Consider the following 19048-nt stretch of genomic DNA (forward strand, 5'->3'; position numbering starts at 1 on the left):
CACCTGACCGGCGGGGCCTACCCGATCGACGGCGGAGCGCTCGCGCTCCCGCACACCCCGCCCGAGCGGGGCCGGTCACACCGCCTCGTCGAGCAGCTCCCCCAGCATCCGGGCCACGGTCGGGGTCTCGACGAGGAACCCGTCGTGCCCGTACGGGGAGTCGATCACCTTGAGCGGGTCGGCGGCCGGGATGCCGTCGGCCAGCTCCTGCTGCTCGGAGATCGGGTACAGCCGGTCGGAGGTGACCCCCGCGACGTAGGTCCGGGCCCGCACCCGCGACAGCGCCGCGGCGGCCCCGCCGCGGTCGCGGCCGACGTCGTGGTGGTTCATCGCCTGGGTCAGCCGGACGTAGGACGCGGCGTCGAACCGGTGCACCAGCTTGGTCGCGTGGTGGTCCAGGTAGGACTCCACGGCGTAGCGGCCGCCGCCGAACGGGTCCTCGCCGGGCTGTGCGTCGCGCCCGAAGCGGGTCGCGAGCTCGTAGCCGGACCGGTAGGACAGGTGCGCGATCCGGCGGGCGACGCCGAGGCCGCGCCACGGCCCCTCCGGGGTGTCGTGGTAGTCGCCGCCGTGCCAGTGCGGGTCGGAGGTGATCGCGGCGATCTGCGGGTTCGCCCAGCCGATCTGGTCCGCCGAGGACGCGGCGGGACCGGCCAGCAGGAACAGCCGCCGTACCCGGTCGGGCTCGGTCGCGGCCCACTCCAGCGACCGCATCGACCCCATCGACCCGCCGATGACGCAGGCGAACGCGTCGATGCCCAGCGCGTCGGCGAGGTACTGCTCGGCCGCGACCGTGTCGCGCACGGTGACCAGCGGGAACCGGCCGCCCCAGGTGCGCCCGTCGGGTGCCCGCGACGCCGGTCCGGTGCTGCCCTGGCAGCCGCCGACCGCGTTCGGCGCGACGACGAACCAGCGCGCCGGGTCCAGCGGCCCGCCCGGCTCGATGAGCCCGGGCCACCAGCCGGGCGTCGGGTGCCCCGGCCCGGCCGGTCCCTGCAGGTGCGCGTCCCCGGTGAGGGCGTGCAGCACCAGCACGGCGTTCGAGCCGTCGGGGGCGAGCTCGCCCCAGGTCTCGTAGGCCAGCCGCACCCCCGCGAGCTCCCCGCCCGCCTCCAGCTTCAGCGGGGCGGGCAGGTCGAGGAACCGTCGGCGGCCGGGGTCGTCCCCCTCCCGCCAGGCGCCGCTGGCGGGAGGGAGCTCGGAGTCGTTCACGGACACCAGGTAATCAGACAGCGGACGGCAGCGACCCTCAGGCGTCCTTCGCGGCGCGGAAGCCGGCGTCCAGGTCGGCCTTCAGGTCCTCGACACCCTCCAGCCCGACGGAGAGCCGGACCAGGCCCGGGGTGACCCCGGAGGCGACCTGCTCCTCGGCCGAGAGCTGGCTGTGGGTGGTCGACGCCGGGTGGATCACCAGGCTGCGGACGTCACCGATGTTGGCGAGGTGGCTGTGCAGCTCCAGGGCGTTGACGAACTTCTTGCCCGCCTCCAGCCCACCCCGCAGCTCGAAGGCGACGATCGCGCCCGCGCCGCGCGGCAGGTACTTCTGCGCCGCCGCGTGCCACGGGCTGGACGGGAGGCCGGCGTAGTGCACCGTCTCCACCTCGTCGCGGGACTCGAGCCACTCGGCCAGCGCCCGGGCGTTCTGGTTGTGCCGGTCCATGCGCAGCGACAGCGTCTCGATGCCCTGCAGGATCAGGAACGCGTTCTGCGGGGAGATCGCCGGGCCGAGGTCGCGCAGCAGCTGCACGCGGGCCTTGATGATGTAGGCGATCGGGCCGACGGCGTCGGTGAACACCGCGCCGTGGTAGCTCGGGTCCGGGCTGGTCAGGCCGGGGAACTTGTCCTTGTTGGCCACCCAGTCGAACTTTCCGGAGTCGACGATGATGCCGCCGACCGAGGTGCCGTGGCCACCGAGGAACTTGGTGAGCGACTCGACGACGATGTCGGCGCCGTGCTCGATCGGGCGCACCAGGTACGGCGTCGGGACGGTGTTGTCGACGATCAGCGGGACGCCCGCCTCGTGGGCCACCCCGGCCACCCCGGCGATGTCGAGGACGTTGCCGCGCGGGTTGCCCAGCGTCTCGCCGTAAAGGGCCTTGGTGTTCGGCCGGATCGCGGCCTTCCACTCCTCCAGGTCGTCCGGGTCGTCGACGAACGTGACCTCGATCCCCATCTTGGGGAAGGTGTAGTGGAACTGGTTGTAGGTGCCGCCGTAGAGCGAGGCGCTGGAGACGATGTGGTCCCCGGCCTCGGCGATGTTCTGCACGGCCAGCGCCTGGGCGGCCTGCCCCGACGCGACGGCCAGCGCGGCGGCCCCGCCCTCCAGCGCGGCGACGCGCTGCTCCAGCACGTCCTGGGTCGGGTTCATGATCCGCGTGTAGATGTTGCCGAACTCGGCGAGCCCGAACAGGTTCGCGGCGTGGTCGGTGTCGCGGAAGACGTAGGACGTCGTCTGGTAGATCGGCGTCGCGCGGGCGTTGGTGGTCGGGTCCGGTGCGGCACCGGCGTGCACCTGCTTGGTCTCGAACGACCAGTTGGCGGTGGTGTCGGGGTCGGTCACGGTGATGCTCCTCGTCGGGTCGGTGCCGAGGTGGAGATGCCGAGGCGGGCCGGGCCCGGGTCGGTGGGTTCTCGGCGGTTGGCGGTGGTGCGGGGGCGGACGCGCACGCGCGTGGGCCCCGGACGGGCGCGGGTCAGCGGCAGGGGCGACAGGCCGCGCTCGTGATCCGCATGCAGTCGACGTGGATGCGCGCCACCAGGCAGGTCACACGGGCGAACCTAGTGCGGCCCACCGCCGGGCACAACGGTCCGCGGAGGCGATCACTAGTCTGGTGCGCCGTGCTCGTTCTGCTGCCGCCCTCGGAGACCAAGCGCGACGGCGGGGACGGCCCCCCGCTCGACCTCGCCGCCCTGTCCCACGACGCCGACCTCGGCGCCGTCCGCGCCCGGCTGTGCGACGAGCTCGTCGCGCTGGCCGGGGACCGTCCGGCGGCGCGCGCCGCGCTCGGCGTCTCCGAGCGCCAGGACGCCGAGATCGCCCGCAACGCCGCACTGCGCGAGAACCCGACCGGTCCCGCGCTGGACCGCTACACCGGGGTCCTCTACGACGCCCTCGACGCCGGGTCGTTCACCCGGGCCACCCGGGACCGGGCGCGCTCGCGGCTGGCCGTGTGCTCGGCGCTGTTCGGGCTGCTGGGCGCCGACGACCCGATCCCGCCCTACCGGCTCTCCGCGGGCTCGCGGCTGCCCGGCGCGGGCACCCTGGCGGCGCGCTGGCGGCCCGCGCTGAACCCGCTGCTCGCGCGCATCGCCGGCGGGGAGCTCGTCGTCGACCTGCGCTCCAGCGGGTACGCGGCGCTGGGCGCGGTCCCCGGCGCGGTGACGGTGAACGTGCTGGCCGAGCGCCCCGACGGCAGCCGCTCGGTGGTCAGCCACCACAACAAGTCGCACAAGGGCGGGCTGGCGCGGCGTCCCGCCGTCCCCCGGAGCCACACGTGTACTCCTCCGACCGTCCGCAGTCCGTCCGACGCCGCCGCCGGCGCTTCGACGACGAGACCGACCTCCCGCCCCGCCGCCGTGCCGGCGACCCGCCCGCCGAGCTCGACGGGCGCGCCGGCGCCGACCCCGACGACGTCCCGCCCGGCGCGGACCGCTGGTCCACCTGGCCGTCGGTGCCCGCCGGGTCCCGCGGGCCGACACCCCGCCCGGACTGGCTGGTCACCCACGCCGGCGCCGTCGACCGCGAGCTCGGCGTCCTCAAGACCGGCAAGGAGGCCGACGTCCACCTGATCGAGCGCGGCCTGCCCGGCCGGGCGGGCGTGCTGCTCGCCGCCAAGCGCTACCGCGACCCGAGCCGGCGCCTGTTCCACCGCGACGCCGGCTACCTGGAGGGCCGCCGGGTGCGGCGCTCCCGCGAGATGCGGGCGATGGCGCACCGCACCACCGTCGGTCGCGAGCTGGTCGCCGGGCAGTGGGCGGCGGCCGAGTTCGGGGCCCTGTCGCGGCTGCACGAGGCCGGTGCGCCGGTGCCCTACCCCGTGTCCGTCGCGGGCACGGAGGTGCTGCTGGAGTTCCTCGGCAGCGCCGACGGGCACGCCGCGCCGCGCCTGGCCGCGCTCCGCCCGGACGCCGGGGACCTGCGGGCGCTGTGGGACGACCTGGCCCACGGCCTGGGGATCCTCGCCGACCTCGGCCACGCACACGGCGACCTGTCCGCCTACAACGTGCTGGTCCACCACGGGCGGGCGGTGCTGATCGACCTCCCGCAGGTCGTCGACGTCGTCGGCAACCCGCAGGGCCCGGCGTTCCTGGAGCGGGACGTGACCCGCATCGGCGAGTGGTTCACCGCCCGGGGGCTGGACCCCGGCGAGCCCGCACGCCTGCACGCCGACCTGCGCGTCCGCGCCCGGCTGGCGTGACCCGCGGGGCGGGCGGGGCCGGGATCACAGGTCCCGCCCGTCCCGGCGGCGGAGGCACGGCGTAGTCTCGTCCGACGAGCGCCCGGCCACGAGCCGCCGGGCCGAGCCTTCCCATCACGGAGCGCGCGCCGCGAGGACGCGACCACCGCGCGCCCGGGCCCGTCGGCCGAGCACACCTCCCCCGAGGTCTCCGCAGGACGTGCCACGTCGTCCGAGGAGACCTGTGACCAGGCCCCAGTTCCGCCCGCCGTCGTCCGACGCCGGGAGCACCGACCGTCCCGCGCGCCGCCGCGCCACCCGCCCGGCCGGGCCGGCCGCCGACGGCGCGGGCCGCCGCGGCGGCGCCCGCCGCGACGGCCCCGCCCGCGGCGAGCGCCCCGCCCGCTCCGAGCGCACCGCCCGCTCCGACGCCCCGCGCGGCCGCGGCACCGGCGACGCCGGGGCCCCGTCCGGCAACCGCGCCGAGCGCCGTGAGCACCTGCAGGGCGACCGCCGCCGCGACGACCGGCGCGCCGAGCGCCGTGACGACCGCCGTGACGACCGCCGTGACGAGCGCCGTGACGAGCGCCGTGACGAGCGCGGCCCCGCCCGCTCCGAGGGGCGCGGCACCGGCCGTCGCTCCCGCCGCGGCGGCGCCGGCCCGCGCCCCGCGGCCCGCCCCGCGGCGGCCGCGCCCGCCCCGGCCCCCGAACCGGAGACCCACTGGACCGAGCCGGCCGAGGGCATGCCCTCGTTCGCCGAGCTCGGCCTGCCCGAGCGCCTGGTGAAGGCGCTGGCCGAGCAGGGCTTCACCGCCCCGTTCCCGGTGCAGGCGGCCACGCTGCCCGACACCCTCGCCGGGCGCGACCTGCTCGGCCGCGGCCAGACCGTCTCGGGCAAGACCCTCTCCTGCGGCCTGGCCCTGCTCGCCCGCCTGGCCGGCGAGCGCTCGCGGCCCACCGCGCCGCGCGGGCTGGTCCTGGTCCCGACCCGCGAGCTCGCCACCCAGGTCGTCGACGTCCTGCGGCCGCTGTCCACGGCCGTGGACCTGCGGGTCACCGACGTCGTCGGCGGCATGTCGATGAACAAGCAGGTCGCCGAGCTCCGGCGCGGGATCGACCTGCTGGTCGCCACCCCGGGCCGGCTCACCGACCACCTGCAGCAGGGCACCTGCGACCTGTCCGAGGTCGCGGTCACCGCGCTCGACGAGGCCGACCGCATGGCCGACATGGGCTTCCTGCCCCAGGTCCGCGCGATCCTCGACCGCACCCCGGCCGACGGGCAGCGGCTGCTGTTCTCCGCGACCCTCGACGGCGACGTCGACACCCTCGTCCGGCGTCACCTCACCGACCCGGTGACCCGCTCGGTGGCCCCGCCCACCGGCAGCGTCGCGACGATGGAGCACCACGTGCTCGTCGTCGAGCGCGACCACCGGTCCCGGGTCGTCGCCGAGATCGCCGCGCGCGAGGGCCGCACGATCCTGTTCGTGCGCACCAAGCACGGCGCCGACCGGATGGTGCGGGTGCTGCGCCGCCAGGGTGTCGCGGCCGGTCCGCTGCACGGCGGCCGCTCGCAGAGCCAGCGCAACCGGGCGCTCGACGACTTCCGCACCGGCGAGGTGCCGGTGCTCGTCGCGACCGACGTGGCCGCCCGCGGCATCCACATCGACGACGTCGGGCTCGTCGTGCACGTCGACCCGCCCGCGGACCCCAAGGCCTACCTGCACCGGGCCGGGCGGACCGCCCGTGCCGGGGAGGACGGCGTCGTCGTCACCCTGGCCATGCCCGAGCAGCGGGCCGAGGTGGACCAGCTGACCCGCCAGGCCGGTGTCTCCCCCGAGGTCGCGGTCGTGCGCCCGGGTCACCCGGACCTGGTCCGGGTGACCGGGTCGCGGGAGCCGTCGGGCGAGCCGATCGTCGTCGCGAAGCCGCCGAAGCAGCAGCCCCGGCGCCGTCCGGCGGCCGCGGGCGGCACGGGCGGCGGCCGGCCGCGCCGCCGGCGCTGAGGCCCCGCCGGGTCAGGGCTTGCGGGCCTGCCGGCGCAGCTGCAGGATCCGGCCGGTCCCCGGCACGGCGACCAGCAGGATCCCGGCGATCGCTGCGAAGAGCAGGGCGACCCCGGTGGGGAGCGTCCCGCTCAGCCACAGGAAGTTGATCACGACCGGACCGGTGTTCTGCAGGATGAACACCAGCAGGAAGATCAGCACGACCGCCGAGAGGATCAGCGCCGCCCACAGCCCGCCCGTACGGGTGTGCGGGATCGCGCGCTTGACCGTCGTGCTGTCGTCGCCGGCCGGCTCCTCGACCGGGACGGCCACGGTCGGCTGCTCGCCCGCGGGGTCCGGGGTGCGCAGCGCCGGCTGGGTCGCCGGGTCCGCCGTCGGGTCCTCCGGGCCGACCCGTCCCCACGCCGGCGAGTCGCCGCCCCGTCGGTCGTCGCTCATCCGTTCCGCCCTTCTCGTCCGCTCCGGTCCGGAGCACCTCGGTGCGGGAGTATCGCGCACTCCCGCCCCCGGCGACGGCGACGCGCGCAGCCGGGCCGGGGACTCCCCCGGCTGACCGGTCGTGCACGACCGGCCGAGCGGCTAGCGTCACACCGAGACCGGCACCGCCGCCGACACGCGAGGAGCGCACGTGGACCACGCCGAGGCCGTCAGGATGTTCTTCGCCGCCGCCCCGGAGGGGGTGGTGGTCCCCGGCGCCGTCACCGGGGGCGCCCCCGCCCGGCGGCTGCGCGACGCGCTGGAGCCGATCGCCATGCACGACGTGTGGTCCTCCCGTGTGGGGAAGGCCTGCGAGGCCCGCGGGTACGACTTCTTCGGCGCCTACGTCGGCGGCCGCGGCGGGCCCTTCGGCGGGCAGGCGCCCGGGGCGCTGGTCGCCGCCACCTTCGCGGTGTTCGAGCCCGGCTTCGTCGGGTCGACCTGGGACTCCGCCCGCGCGCTGCTCGACGTCGAGGAGCTGCAGCGGCTGCGCGACGACGAGACCGCCGCGAGCCTGCGCGAGGTGCTCGGCGACGAGGCCGGCTCCGCCCGGCTCGCGGAGGTCGCGGGGGCCCTGGAACGGGCCGTCGACGCCGTCTCCGGCGCCGGGCGGCCGCTGTTCTCCGCGCTGCGCGCCCGGCCCCGCCCGTCGGACCCCGCCGGACTGCTGTGGCGCGCCGCGGACCTGGTGCGCGAGCACCGCGGCGACGGCCACGTGGCCGCCTGCGTCGCCGCCGGTCTCGACCCCGTCCGGATGGGCATCCTCGCCGAGCTGTGGGTCGGCTACCCGCTCGGCGAGTACTCCGGCACCCGCGCCTGGCCCGAGGAGATGGCGACCGCGGGCGCCCGCAGGCTCGCCGAGCAGGGGCTGATCACCTCGGCCGGGCCGGACGCCGAGCTCACCGGCGACGGCCGCCGCTTCCGCGACGGCATCGAGGCCGCCACCGACTCCTCGCAGGACGACCTGCTCGCCGCGCTGGGCGCGGGCGACGCCGGGTTCGACGCGCTGGTCGCCGACCTCGACCGCTGGTCGCAGGCCTGCATCGACGCCGGCGCGTTCCCGCCCGACGTCCGCAAGCGCGCCGCCGGCTGAGGCGCCGGGGCGCTCACGCGCGCGGGAGCGCCATCGGGACGTGCGGGATGCCGTCCTCGACGAACGGCTCGCCGGCCGGGACGAACCCGTGGCGGGCGTAGAACGCCGTCTGCACCTGCTGGGCGTCCAGGACGACCGGCGCGTCGCCCGCCTCGTCGAGCGCGGCGTCCATCAGCCGGTGGCCGAGCCCGCGCCCGCGGGCGTCGGCGCGGGTGCAGACCCGCCCGATCCGCAGCACGCCCCGCGGGTCCCGCAGCAGCCGCAGGGTCGCGAGCACCCCGCCGTCGTCTGCGGCCAGCCAGTGGTGCGTGGTCCCCGGTTCCAGGTCGCGACCGTCGAGCTCCTGGTAGGGGCACTCCTGCTCGACGACGAAGACCGCCGTCCGCAGCGCGAGCAGCGCGTAGAGGGTGGCCGGGTCGAGGTCGGCGGCGCGGGCGCGGTGCAGCCGCGGCGTGGACGTGGGGACCGTCATCCCCGGTGGGTACCAGAGCGTCGCGAGCCCGCGGAAGCGGTTAGCCTCGCGGCGTGGCTCACCATGATCTGGTCGTCATCGGCACCGGCTCCGGCAACACCTTCCTCGACGAGCGCTTCGCCGACCTCGACGTCGCGATCGTCGAGCACGGCGTGTTCGGCGGGACCTGCCTGAACGTCGGCTGCATCCCGACCAAGATGTACGTCTACGCCGCCGACGTCGCCGAGACGATCCGGCACGCGCACCGCTACGGGATCGACGGCTCGATCGACAAGGTCCGCTGGACCGACATCCGCGACCGGGTCTTCGGGCGCATCGACCCGATCTCCGAGGGCGGCCGGTCCTACCGCGTCGACCGCAGCCCCCACGTCACCGTGTACTTCGGCCACGCCCGCTTCACCGGCGAGGGCGCACTGTCGGTCGAGCGCACCGACGGGTCGGGCACCGACACCGTCACCGCCGACCGGGTCGTCGTCGCGGCCGGGTCGCGGCCGAGCATCCCGCCGCTGCTGGCCGACGCCGGCGTGCCGTTCGAGACCTCCGACACCGTGATGCGCGTCGAGGACGTCCCGCGCCGGCTGGCGATCCTCGGCGGCGGCTACATCGCCTCGGAGTTCGCCCACGTGTTCTCCGCGCTCGGCGCCGAGGTCACCGTGATCGCCCGCGGCCCGAAGCTGCTCCGCCACCTCGACGAGACCCTCGCCGACCGGTTCACCGAGATCGCCACGGCCCGCTGGGACTGCCGGCTGGGCCGTCAGGTCACCGCCCTGGCCGGTGACGGCTCCGGCGGCCCCGGCGAGGTGACGATCACCCTCGACGACGGCTCCACCGTCGTCGCCGACACCCTGCTCGTCGCGACCGGCCGGATCCCCAACGGCGACCGGATGGACCTCGACCGCGCCGGGATCACCGTGCACGCCGACGGCCGCGTGGCCGTCGACGAGTACCAGCGCAGCGTGTCCGCGGCGGGCGTGTGGGCGCTGGGCGACGTGTCCTCCCCGCACCAGCTCAAGCACGTCGCCAACCACGAGGCCAAGATCGTCGGCCACAACCTGTCGCACCCCGGCGACCTGCGCGCCACCAACCACGAGTTCGTGCCGGCGGCGGTGTTCACCGAGCCGCAGATCGCCTCGGTCGGGCTGACCGAGGCCGAGGCCCGCGACGCCGGCTACGACATCGCGGTGAAGGTGCAGGACGTCGGCGACGTCGCCTTCGGCTGGGCGATGGAGGACCGCACCGGCATCTGCAAGCTCGTCGCCGAGAAGGGCACCGGGACACTGCTCGGTGCCCACCTGCTCGGCCCGCAGGCATCGACGCTGATCCAGCAGCTCATCCAGGCGATGGTGTTCGGCCAGACCGTCTCCGAGATCGCCACCCGTCAGTACTGGATCCACCCGGCGCTGCCCGAGGTGATCGAGAACGCCCTGCTGGGTCTCGAGATCTGACCCGGGCCCGGCCGGGGGCGCTCAGGAGGCGGCGCGCTCGGTCGGGTCGGCCGGCGTCTCCGGGCGGGCGAGCGCCTCCGGGTCGTACGGCTGCACCGGCCGGGTCTCGTCGCGCAGCTCCTCCAGCAGCGTGGTCACCGCGTCCATGATCTTCGCGGTCGCCGCGTCGAGCGTGGTCTTCGTGAGCGGCTTCCCGGCGAACTCCGAGAGGTCCACCGGCGGGCCGAGCGCGACCGTGACCCGCTTGCGCGGGAACGGCTGCGGCTTCCCGTCGGCGGGCAGGAACTGCTGGGTGCCCCAGTTCGCCATCGGGATGACCGGGGCGCCGGAGCGCAGCGCGATCCGGGCGACACCGTTCTTCGGGCGCATCGGCCAGCCGTCCGGGTCGGAGGTGTAGGTGCCCTCCGGGTAGATCGCGACGATCTCGCCGCGGGCCAGCGCGTCGATCGAGCCGGTGAACGACTCGGCGGCCCGCTTGGACGACCGGTACACCGGGATGTGCCCGCCGTGGCCGAGCACCCACTTCACCACCGGCACCGACCACAGCTCGCCCTTGGCCAGGAAGCGCGGCATCCGGCCGTGCGCGGTGCCGAACGCGATGTCGAAGATCGGGTCGGAGAACGACACGTGGTTGCCGACGAGCAGCGCCCCGCCGGTGCGCGGCAGGTGCTCGCCGCCGCGCCAGCCCAGCCGGGTGCCGAAGACGACGAACGGCCAGATCACCGCGATCGCCAGGCCGAACCAGAAGCCCGACCCGCGACGGCGGCGCCGCACCGTCGTCACGATCTTCTGCCACACCGTCAGCTCCGGTGGCACACCCATCTCCCCCGCCGTCCTCTCCTGCCGGTCCGTCCGCGGGCACCCGGCCCGGGTGCCCGCCCCATCCTCGCGTCCGCGCCGCCCGCCCGGGCGGTGACCCCGGTCCCGGTGGGCGCGGGGTCCATCCTCGCCCCCGCCGCGGCGCCCCGGCATCGGTGGTTCCACGGGGTCCGGCCCCGGCCGTCGTGAGTCGCACCACAGCGACCCGCGACCGTTGCGGATCCTCATGTCTCGACGAGCGAGATACCGTTCCGTCGATCTAGGGTCGGACGCAACCGGTCGCGGACCGTGGCCGGTCCGGCCCGATGTGAGGACGGTCCCACCGACCGGCCACGCCCGGCCCGGACGACGAACACGCGCCGAGACCCCCCGGTGCCCCGTGCACCCCGTCCCCCCGCGAGGTGCCCGTGCCCGATCCGAGTCCCCGGCTGGAGACCGCGGGCGACGCCCATGCCGAGCCGGCGGGCGTCGTCCTGGTCGCGCACGGCGGCAAGTCCCGTTCGACCGCACCGGCCCGGCGCGGGCTCGCCCACCTGCGGATGCTGCCGTTCGCCCACGCCGTCGAGCGGGGCGGGCGCGGGCACCGCACCGACCTCGGCTCGGGGGTGGCGGTGCACATGGTCCGCTACCGGTTCAAGGGCTGGAACGGCCCCGCGATGGACGCCTACCAGGACGTCCGCTGGGCCGTCGGGGAGCTCGCGCGCCGCTACCCGGGTCGCCCGGTGGTGCTCGTCGGGCACTCGATGGGGGGCCGGGCGGTGCTGCGCGCGGCCGGGGCGCCGGGGGTCGTCGCCGTCTGCGGGCTCGCGCCGTGGCTGGAGGGCGCCGACCCGGTCGACCAGCTCGCCGGGCGCGCCGTGCTCATCGCGCACGGCGACCGCGAACGGATGACCGACCCCGCCGCCTCCTACGCCTACGCCCTGCGCGCGCGGGCCGTGACCGACCGCGTCGCGCGCTTCGACGTGCTCGGCGACGGCCACGCGATGCTGCGCCGGGCCGGGGACTGGACGTCGCTGGTGCGACGTTTCGCACTCGGTGAGATCGGGGCCGAACCCCGCGACCCGGTCATCACGAACGCCATGGCGGAACCCGCCCCGGCCGGGCTGCGGGTCGCCCTCGAAGGAGCCCATCGGTGAAGCAGCCACGTCCGACCGTCGCCGTCGTCGGGAGCGGGGTGTCCGGTCTGACCGCGGCCCACCTGCTGTCGCGCAGCCACGACGTCACCCTCTACGAGGCCGACGACCGTCCGGGCGGGCACGCGCACACCCACGAGCTCACGACGTCGGACGGGGGCATCACCCACGTCGACTCCGGGTTCATCGTGCACAACGACCGCACCTACCCGAACCTGCTGCGCCTGTTCGGCGAGCTGGGCGTGTCCACCCAGGACTCGGACATGTCGATGTCGGTCCGCTGCGACGGCTGCGGCCTGGAGTACGCCGGCGCCCGCAGGCTGGGCGGGCTGTTCCCGCAGCCGTCGAACCTGGCCCGGCCCGCCTACCTGCGGATGCTGGGCGAGGTCGTCCGGTTCCACCGGCACGCCCGCCGCGTCCTGACCGACGAGGCGGCCGGCGACGTGACGCTCGGCGCGTTCCTCGCGATCGGCGGCTACTCCCGCTACTTCGTGCAGCACTTCATGATCCCGGTCGTGTCGTGCGTGTGGTCCGCGGGCGCGACGCTGTCGCTGGACTACCCGGCGCGCTACCTGTTCACCTTCCTCGACCACCACGGCCTGCTGTCGGTCGGCGGCTCGCCGCAGTGGCGCACGGTCACCGGCGGCTCGCGGGCCTACGTCGAGCGGATCGTCAAGCAGCTGTCCGCGGTCCGCACCGCGACGCCGGTGCGCTCGGTCCTGCGCACCCCGGCCGGCGTCGAGGTCCGCGACGACGCCGACGCCGTCGCCGCGTACGACCGGGTCGTCCTGGCCACCCACCCCGACCAGGCGCTGGCCGTGCTCGGCGACGGCGCGACGCCCGACGAGCGGTCCGTGCTCGGCGCGTTCGCCTACTCCCGCAACGAGACCTGGCTGCACCACGACACCTCGCTGCTGCCCCGCCGGGCCGGGGCGCGGGCGTCGTGGAACTACCTCAAGCCCTCGTGCGCGGACTCGGCGGACGCCCCGGTGCTGGTCAGCTACGACATGAACCGGCTGATGCGCCTCACCGACCCCGACGACTGGGTCGTCACCCTCAACGGCACCGGCCGCGTCGACCCGGACGCCGTCGTCGCCCGGATGACCTACGAGCACCCGGTCTACACCCCCGCCTCGGTCGCCGCGCAGCGCCGCCTGCCGGAGCTGGGCACCGGCGTCACCGCGTTCGCGGGCGCCTACCACGGCTGGGGCTTCCACGAGGACGGCTGCGCCTCCGGGGTGCGCGCCGCCCGTGCCTTCGGGGTCGACTGGTGAACGCCCTCTACGACGCCGAGGTGCGCCACGCGCGGCGCCGGGACCTGGAGACCTCGTTCGCGCACGCGGTCTACTACTGGCTCGTCGACCTCGACGACCTGCCACGGCTGCCGTTCTGGCTGCGCCCGTTCGCCCGGTTCCGCGCCGCGGACCACCTCGGGGACCCGGACCGCACGATCCGCGAGAACGTCGACACCTACCTCGCCGCGCACGGCATCGACCTCGCCGGCGGCCGGGTGCTGATGCTCGCGAACGCCCGGGTGCTGGGCTACGTGTTCAACCCGATCTCGGTGTTCTGGTGCCGGTACGCCGACGGGTCGCCCGCCTGCGTCGTCGCCGAGGTGCACAACACCTACGGCGAGCGCCACTGCTACCTGCTGCACCCCGACGAGGCCGGCCGCGCGCGCACCGACAAGGAGTTCTACGTCTCGCCGTTCCTCACCGTCGACGGGCACTACACGATGCGCCTGCCCGAGCCGGACGAGCGCCTGGGCATCGCGGTGACCCTGCACCAGGACGGTGCGCCCGCCTTCGTCGCCACGCTCGCGGGGGTGCGCCGGCCCGCCACCACCGGCCGGGTCGCCCGCACCGTGCTGCGCCGTCCGCTGGTCACCCAGCGGACCGCGGCGCTGATCCGGCGCCACGGCATCGCGCTGTGGCTGCGGCTGCCGGTCGTCCCGAAACCGGCCCGCCCGCCGCAGAACCGTTCGGGCCTGCCGGCCGAACACTCCACATCGGACCACCACGAGGAAGGGGTCACGCGATGACCATGCAGCACGACGACCTCACCGTTCCGGTGACCGGCGGGGCGCGCGGCGTCCGGGCCCGCACGCACGCCGTGCCCCGGCCGAACGAGGGCGTGTGGCCCGGCCTGGCGACCCCGCCGGCCGCCCCGGTGAAGGCGCGGATCGCCGAGTCGCTGTTCCGCAACGCCGTCCGGTCCCTGCCGGTGCGCGTGGTGTTCCCCGGAGGGCAGCGCATCGGCGCCGGTGGGCCGGACTCCCCGGTCATGCGCATCGAGCGCCCGGCGGCCTTCTTCCACCGGCTCGGCGCGAACTCCAAGATCGGGTTCGGCGAGTCGTACATGGTGGGCGACTGGACCACGACCGACCTGCCCGGGCTGCTCACCCCGTTCGCGGCGCGGCTGTCGACGCTGGTCCCGCCGGCCCTGCAGCGCGTCGGGCGCCGCTTCGCCGAGGCCCGCCAGCCCACCGCCGAGGTCAACTCGGTGGAGGGGTCGCGGGAGAACATCCACCGCCACTACGACCTGTCCAACGAGCTGTTCTCGCTGTTCCTCGACGACACGATGTCCTACTCCGCGGGCTGGTTCGCCGACGGCTCCGACGACCTCGTGCTCGCCCAGCAGCGCAAGATCGACGGCATCCTCGACATGGCGGGCGTCCGCGACGGGATGCACGTGCTGGAGATCGGCACCGGTTGGGGCGGGCTCGCGACGCGCGCGGCGCAGCGCGGCGCCCGGGTCACCACGCTGACGATCTCGCAGGAGCAGAAGACGCTGGCCGAGCAGCGGCTCGCCGAGGCAGGCGTCGCCGACCGGGTGCAGGTGCTGCTGCGCGACTACCGCGAGGCGCAGGGCTCCTACGACGCCGTCGTCAGCGTCGAGATGATCGAGGCCGTGGGCGTCGCGTACTGGCCGACCTACTTCGCCGCGCTGGACCGGCTGCTCAAGCCCGGCGGGCGCGTCGGGCTGCAGTCGATCACGATGCCGCACGACCGCATGATGGTCGCGCGCGACGACTACACCTGGATCCACAAGTACGTCTTCCCGGGCGGGATCATCCCGTCGGTCACCGCGATCGAGCAGAACCTGACCGGTGGGCTGCAGATCGCCGAGCAGCGCAGCCTCGGCCCCGACTACGCCCGCACCCTCGGCCACTGGCGGGAGCGGTTCCTCGCGCGCTGGGACGAGGTCGAGGCGCTCGGTTTCGACGAGACCTTCCGCCGGATGTGGGAGTTCTATCTCGGTTACTGCGAGGCCGGGTTCCGCGTCGGCTACCTCGACGTCTTCCAGTTCTCGCTCCAGCGCCGCACGGGTGGTGCCGCGTGAACGCCGCCGACCGTCTCGCCGCCCTGCTGGAGGACGTCCTGCGCGCCCCGCTCCCGGTGCGACTGCGCGCCTGGGACGGCAGCGAGGCCGGCCACCCCGGCACCCCCGACGACCCGAACCCGCCGACGGTGATCGTCAACCGGCGCCGGGCGCTGCGCCGCCTGCTGTGGGCACCGGGCGAGCTCGGGCTGGCCCGCGCGTTCGTATCCGGTGACCTGTCGGTCGACGGCGACGTCGCCGACGGGCTGTCCCGGTTCTGGGCGATCGCGCGGCCCGGCAGCGGGGCCGTGCGCCTGGACCTGCGCCAGAAGCTCGGCGCGCTCGGGACCGCGGCCCGGCTCGGCGCGGTGGGGCCGCCGCCGCGGCCGCCGTCGTCGGAGGCGCGCCTGGGCGGGCGGCGGCACAGCCGTCGCCGGGACCGCGACGCCATCAGCCACCACTACGACCTGTCCAACGAGTTCTACGCCTTCCTGCTCGACCCGCAGATGGCCTACTCGTGCGGCTACTGGACCCGCGACGAGGGCCCGGACTACACCCTGGTCGACGCCCAGCGCGACAAGCTCGACCTGATCTGCCGCAAGCTCGGCCTCGCGCCGGGGATGCGGCTGCTCGACGTCGGCTGCGGCTGGGCGTCGCTGCTGGTGCACGCGGCCGAGCACTACGGCGTGCACGCCACCGGCGTCACGTTGTCCGCCCAGCAGCGCGAGTACGGCGTCGAGCGCGTCCGCCGCGCGGGGCTCTCCGAGCGGGTCGAGATCCGGCTGCAGGACTACCGCGAGATCGACGACCAGCCGTTCGACGCCGTCTCGTCCATCGAGATGGGCGAGCACGTCGGCCAGGAGAACTACGGCGTCTACGCCGAGCAGCTGCACCGCATGCTGCGCCCGCACGGCCGGCTGCTGCTGCAGCAGATGTCGCGCGGCTCGGCCGGCGCGAACACCGCGCCCGGCGGCGGGGCGTTCATGGAGGCCTACGTCGCGCCCGACATGTTCATGCGCCCGCTCGGGGACACCCTCGGGTTCCTGGAGCGGGCCGGGCACGAGATCGTCGACGTCCACTCGCTGCGCGAGCACTACGTCTGGACGGTCCGGCCCTGGCTGGAGACGCTGGAGACCCACCGCGACACGGCGATCCGCATGATCGGCGAGGAGCAGTGGCGGATCTGGCTGCTGTACCTGGCCGGGGCCGCGCTCGCGTTCGAGGAGAACCGGATGGGCGTGCACCAGATCCTGGCCGTGCGCCCGGGTGCCGACGGCACCTCCGGGCTGCCGCGCAGCCGTACCGGGATCCTCGGGCTCGACCCGGCCGTCGCACCCGCCCGGGAGTCGCAGTCGGCATGAGCACGTTCCCCTGGACGGCGTGGGCCGTGAACCTCGGCGTGACGGCGGCAGCCGTCGCCGTGCTGATGACCGGCGCGTACGCGCTCGGCGTGCGCCGGGGCCGCCACGACGGCGTCGACGTCGTCTGGGGGCTCGGGTTCGTGTGGGTCGCGCTGGTCACCGCGGTGACCGCGACCCTGACCGACCCCTCCGGCGACGCCTGGCGGCGCGTCCTCGTGGTGGTGCTCGTCGCCGTCTGGGGCGGCCGGCTGGGCCTGCACATCGCCCGGCGCAACCACGGGAAGCCCGAGGACCGCCGCTACGTCGAGCTGGCCCGCCGCGGCGACATCGGACGACGGGTGTACCTCACCCAGGGCGTGATCATGTGGGTCGTGTCGCTGCCCGTGCAGCTGGCCCAGTACGGCCCCGCCGGGACCTGGGGGCTGGTCGTGAGCGTCGCCGGGGTGCTGGTGTGGGCCGTCGGGTTCACCTTCGAGGCCGTCGGCGACGCCCAGCTGGCCCGGTTCACCGCCGATCCCGGCAACCGCGGGCAGGTCATGGACCGCGGGCTGTGGCGCTACACCCGCCACCCGAACTACTTCGGCGACGCCTGCGTGTGGTGGGGCCTGGGCATCCTGGCGCTGCACCACCCGGCGGGCCTGATCGGCCTGGTCGGGGTCGCGGTGATCACGGTGAACCTGGTGAAGGGCACCGGCGCCGCCCTGCTGGAACGCGACATCGCCGGACGCAGGCCCGGCTACGCCGACTACGTCCGCCGCACCAGCGGGTTCCTCCCGCTGCCCCCGCGGACACCGGAGCCCCGCTGAGCGCCGCGGCGGCCGTCGCCGATCATCGAACCGCACCGTCCCCCGGGCCGAACGCCCCGGGACACCGTTCCCCCGCACCGAGGAGACACCATGGCCGTCGGCGACACCGCGACCGACTTCGAGCTTCCCGACGAGGCCGGCACCCCGCGCCGCCTGTCCGCACTGCTGGCCGACGGCCCGGTCGTGCTGTTCTTCTACCCGGCCGCGATGACCGGCGGCTGCACCGCCGAGGCCTGCCACTTCCGCGACCTGGCCGGTGAGTTCGCCGAGATCGGCGCGCAGCCCGTCGGGATCTCGTCGGACCGGCCGGACAAGCAGAACATGTTCGCCGCCGCGAACGGCTTCGGCTTCCCGCTGCTGTCCGACGCCGACCACTCCGTCGCGAAGTCCTTCGGGGCCTACCGGGCCTGGCTGCCGGGGAACTTCCACACCCGGCGCAGGACCTTCGTCATCGGCCGCGACCGCACGGTGCTGGCCGAGATCGGGTCGGAGACGGACATGAACAAGCACGCCGACGAGGCGCTGGCGCTGCTCCGCGAGCGCGCCACCGCCTGAGCCGCGCCGGCCACGCCACCCCGGCTCCCCGTCACGTCGTGAGGTCGGAGCGCGCGTGTGCCGGTCCGACCGCACCGACCCGGAGCCGACCGCACGCATCCTGCCGGTGTGAGCCGGGGGCTGCTGGGTGCGGGTCAGGCCCGGGCTCGGGCGGTCAGGAGCGCGGCCGAGATGTCGTCGTCGGTGTGGCCGTAGGCGAGCGCGGCATCGCGGACCCGGCCCGCTGCGTCCTCCACCTCACGAAAGTGCGCCCAGTGGACGTCGAGGACTCGATCGATCTTGGCCTGGAAGAGCACCCTCGCGTCGGCGGACACGGGATCCGCACCCGGGGCCTCGATGTGCCGAAGATTGTCGGCGTCGTCGAGCGCGACCCGCATGTGTTCCAACTGAACGGCGAGCAGGGCGTGCACGGCGAGGACGTTCTCCCGGGACACCGATACCAGGAGGGTGTCGGAACCCCGGTCTTTCGGCGTGCTCGATGCGACGTCCACGACGTGAACGGTAGCCGGGACTCATCGGGTCCGGAGCCGATCCGCCGCGATGCCGTCGCCATAGTGACCTCAGGACAGAGAGCGCGTGGTCGCTATTGCGTCGGCGGCCAGCCTCTCGGCCTCCGCGCATGTGCGCTCGATCGACGGTGACGCACCGTTCCGGTCGACGCCGACTGCTTGGACCTGGATGCGCATCAGTGCTCCGTCGGTCGCGTCGACGACGACCTCGCACAGCGGTGAGGTGGTCTCCCGGTCGGTGATGCGGACCGTGCCGAATCCGCCGATCTCTCCCACAGTCGATTTCGGTGATCCCACGGCCTCGATCGCATCCTGGGGGATCATCTGCACCCCGTAGCCGAAGTCTGCGGTCTGGAGGTCCGCCCATCCGCAGTCGGCGGTGACCGCGCCGCCGACGACGGGCCGCGACGCCCGTGCGTCCTCCTCGTCCAGCCGCCGGCTCGCGAGCTGCTCGGCCGTCAACGTCCGGCACGGATCGATCCGCATCACGTCGATCTCCTGCGGCCGCACCGGGAACGGCCCCGCGGACTCCACCGGTCCAGCGGAACACCCCGCCAGCACCAGCACCACCACGACCACCAGCAGCCGCGCCCCCATGCACCCTCCCGAGGTCCGGGCACAGACGCTAGCCGCCGCACCCCGCACCCCGCGGGTG

The 19048-nt window shown here is 75.0% G+C and carries 18 protein-coding genes and 1 pseudogene; 12 read left to right on the forward strand and 7 right to left on the reverse strand.

From position 1 onward, the window contains the following. Window positions 1–75: 75 nt before the first annotated feature. Together metX and WJX68_RS09340 are read right to left on the reverse strand one after the other, a co-directional pair. Window positions 76–1212, reverse strand: a complete 1137-nt coding sequence (gene metX / locus WJX68_RS09335; RefSeq protein WP_340288568.1) for a homoserine O-acetyltransferase MetX — start codon at window positions 1210–1212, stop codon at window positions 76–78. Window positions 1213–1249: 37 nt separating this feature from the next. Then, entirely contained in the window at window positions 1250–2560 is a 1311-nt protein-coding gene (locus WJX68_RS09340) for a bifunctional o-acetylhomoserine/o-acetylserine sulfhydrylase (RefSeq protein ID WP_340288151.1), read from the reverse strand. A gap of 278 nt (window positions 2561–2838) precedes the next feature. Here WJX68_RS09340 and WJX68_RS09345 point away from each other — a divergent pair. From WJX68_RS09345 to WJX68_RS09355, 3 genes and pseudogenes are all read left to right on the forward strand, one after another. Then, a pseudogene (locus tag WJX68_RS09345) lies at window positions 2839–3543 on the forward strand (YaaA family protein); the annotation flags it as partial. Window positions 3544–3671: 128 nt separating this feature from the next. Continuing rightward, window positions 3672–4418 carry a serine protein kinase RIO gene (locus tag WJX68_RS09350; RefSeq protein ID WP_422785680.1) on the forward strand — a complete coding sequence of 249 codons (747 nt, stop codon included), beginning with the start codon at window positions 3672–3674 and terminating at the stop codon, window positions 4416–4418. 223 nt (window positions 4419–4641) lie between these two features. Next, the gene (locus WJX68_RS09355; protein ID WP_340288157.1) at window positions 4642–6402 is read left to right on the forward strand and encodes a DEAD/DEAH box helicase; all 1761 of its coding nucleotides are present in this window, start codon (window positions 4642–4644) and stop codon (window positions 6400–6402) included. Between the two features lie 12 nt (window positions 6403–6414). Here the strand turns inward: WJX68_RS09355 and WJX68_RS09360 are convergent, their stop codons facing one another. Continuing rightward, on the reverse strand, window positions 6415–6840 hold the full coding sequence (locus tag WJX68_RS09360) for a LapA family protein (protein ID WP_340288160.1): 426 nt from the start codon (window positions 6838–6840) through the stop codon (window positions 6415–6417). A gap of 190 nt (window positions 6841–7030) precedes the next feature. Between WJX68_RS09360 and WJX68_RS09365 the strand changes: the two genes are divergently transcribed. Further along, the gene (locus WJX68_RS09365) at window positions 7031–7972 is read left to right on the forward strand and encodes an SCO6745 family protein (RefSeq protein ID WP_340288163.1); all 942 of its coding nucleotides are present in this window, start codon (window positions 7031–7033) and stop codon (window positions 7970–7972) included. 13 nt (window positions 7973–7985) lie between these two features. Here WJX68_RS09365 and WJX68_RS09370 read toward each other — a convergent pair whose 3' ends face one another. Beyond that, window positions 7986–8444 (reverse strand): GNAT family N-acetyltransferase, encoded by a 459-nt coding sequence (locus tag WJX68_RS09370; protein ID WP_340288166.1) that lies wholly within the window; start codon window positions 8442–8444, stop codon window positions 7986–7988. Between the two features lie 53 nt (window positions 8445–8497). Between WJX68_RS09370 and WJX68_RS09375 the strand changes: the two genes are divergently transcribed. After that, window positions 8498–9889 (forward strand): mycothione reductase, encoded by a 1392-nt coding sequence (locus tag WJX68_RS09375; protein WP_340288169.1) that lies wholly within the window; start codon window positions 8498–8500, stop codon window positions 9887–9889. Window positions 9890–9910: 21 nt separating this feature from the next. On the opposite strand, the gene WJX68_RS09380 is transcribed toward WJX68_RS09375, so the two are convergent. Next, complete coding sequence (locus WJX68_RS09380; protein ID WP_340288172.1) at window positions 9911–10711, reverse strand: lysophospholipid acyltransferase family protein; 801 nt, start codon at window positions 10709–10711, stop codon at window positions 9911–9913. 404 nt (window positions 10712–11115) lie between these two features. Here WJX68_RS09380 and WJX68_RS09385 point away from each other — a divergent pair, with 404 nt between their 5' ends. The 7 genes from WJX68_RS09385 (at window position 11116) to WJX68_RS09415 (ending at window position 17884) form a co-directional block, all read left to right on the forward strand. Then, entirely contained in the window at window positions 11116–11844 is a 729-nt protein-coding gene (locus WJX68_RS09385; RefSeq protein WP_340288175.1) for an alpha/beta hydrolase, read from the forward strand. Continuing rightward, a complete protein-coding gene (locus WJX68_RS09390) occupies window positions 11841–13115 on the forward strand; it encodes an NAD(P)/FAD-dependent oxidoreductase (RefSeq protein WP_340288178.1) in 1275 nt (424 codons plus the stop codon). The genes WJX68_RS09385 and WJX68_RS09390 overlap by 4 nt, the downstream gene beginning before the upstream one ends. Then, complete coding sequence (locus WJX68_RS09395; RefSeq protein ID WP_340288571.1) at window positions 13109–13882, forward strand: DUF1365 domain-containing protein; 774 nt, start codon at window positions 13109–13111, stop codon at window positions 13880–13882. Before WJX68_RS09390 ends, WJX68_RS09395 begins: the two co-directional genes overlap by 7 nt. Further along, on the forward strand, window positions 13879–15183 hold the full coding sequence (locus WJX68_RS09400) for a class I SAM-dependent methyltransferase (RefSeq protein ID WP_340288181.1): 1305 nt from the start codon (window positions 13879–13881) through the stop codon (window positions 15181–15183). The genes WJX68_RS09395 and WJX68_RS09400 overlap by 4 nt, the downstream gene beginning before the upstream one ends. Beyond that, a complete protein-coding gene (locus WJX68_RS09405; protein ID WP_340288184.1) occupies window positions 15180–16523 on the forward strand; it encodes a class I SAM-dependent methyltransferase in 1344 nt (447 codons plus the stop codon). Before WJX68_RS09400 ends, WJX68_RS09405 begins: the two co-directional genes overlap by 4 nt. Further along, the gene (locus tag WJX68_RS09410; protein WP_340288187.1) at window positions 16520–17329 is read left to right on the forward strand and encodes a DUF1295 domain-containing protein; all 810 of its coding nucleotides are present in this window, start codon (window positions 16520–16522) and stop codon (window positions 17327–17329) included. The genes WJX68_RS09405 and WJX68_RS09410 overlap by 4 nt, the downstream gene beginning before the upstream one ends. 90 nt (window positions 17330–17419) lie before the next feature. Further along, window positions 17420–17884, forward strand: a complete 465-nt coding sequence (locus tag WJX68_RS09415; RefSeq protein WP_340288190.1) for a peroxiredoxin — start codon at window positions 17420–17422, stop codon at window positions 17882–17884. Between the two features lie 134 nt (window positions 17885–18018). On the opposite strand, the gene WJX68_RS09420 is transcribed toward WJX68_RS09415, so the two are convergent. After that, on the reverse strand, window positions 18019–18375 hold the full coding sequence (locus WJX68_RS09420) for a hypothetical protein (protein ID WP_340288193.1): 357 nt from the start codon (window positions 18373–18375) through the stop codon (window positions 18019–18021). A 69-nt stretch (window positions 18376–18444) separates the two neighbouring features. After that, entirely contained in the window at window positions 18445–18990 is a 546-nt protein-coding gene (locus WJX68_RS09425; RefSeq protein WP_340288196.1) for a DUF3558 family protein, read from the reverse strand. Window positions 18991–19048: the final 58 nt, after the last annotated feature.

Origin of the sequence: Pseudonocardia spirodelae, from assembly GCF_037727765.1 — a bacterium.
Lineage (GTDB): Bacteria > Actinomycetota > Actinomycetes > Mycobacteriales > Pseudonocardiaceae > Pseudonocardia > Pseudonocardia spirodelae.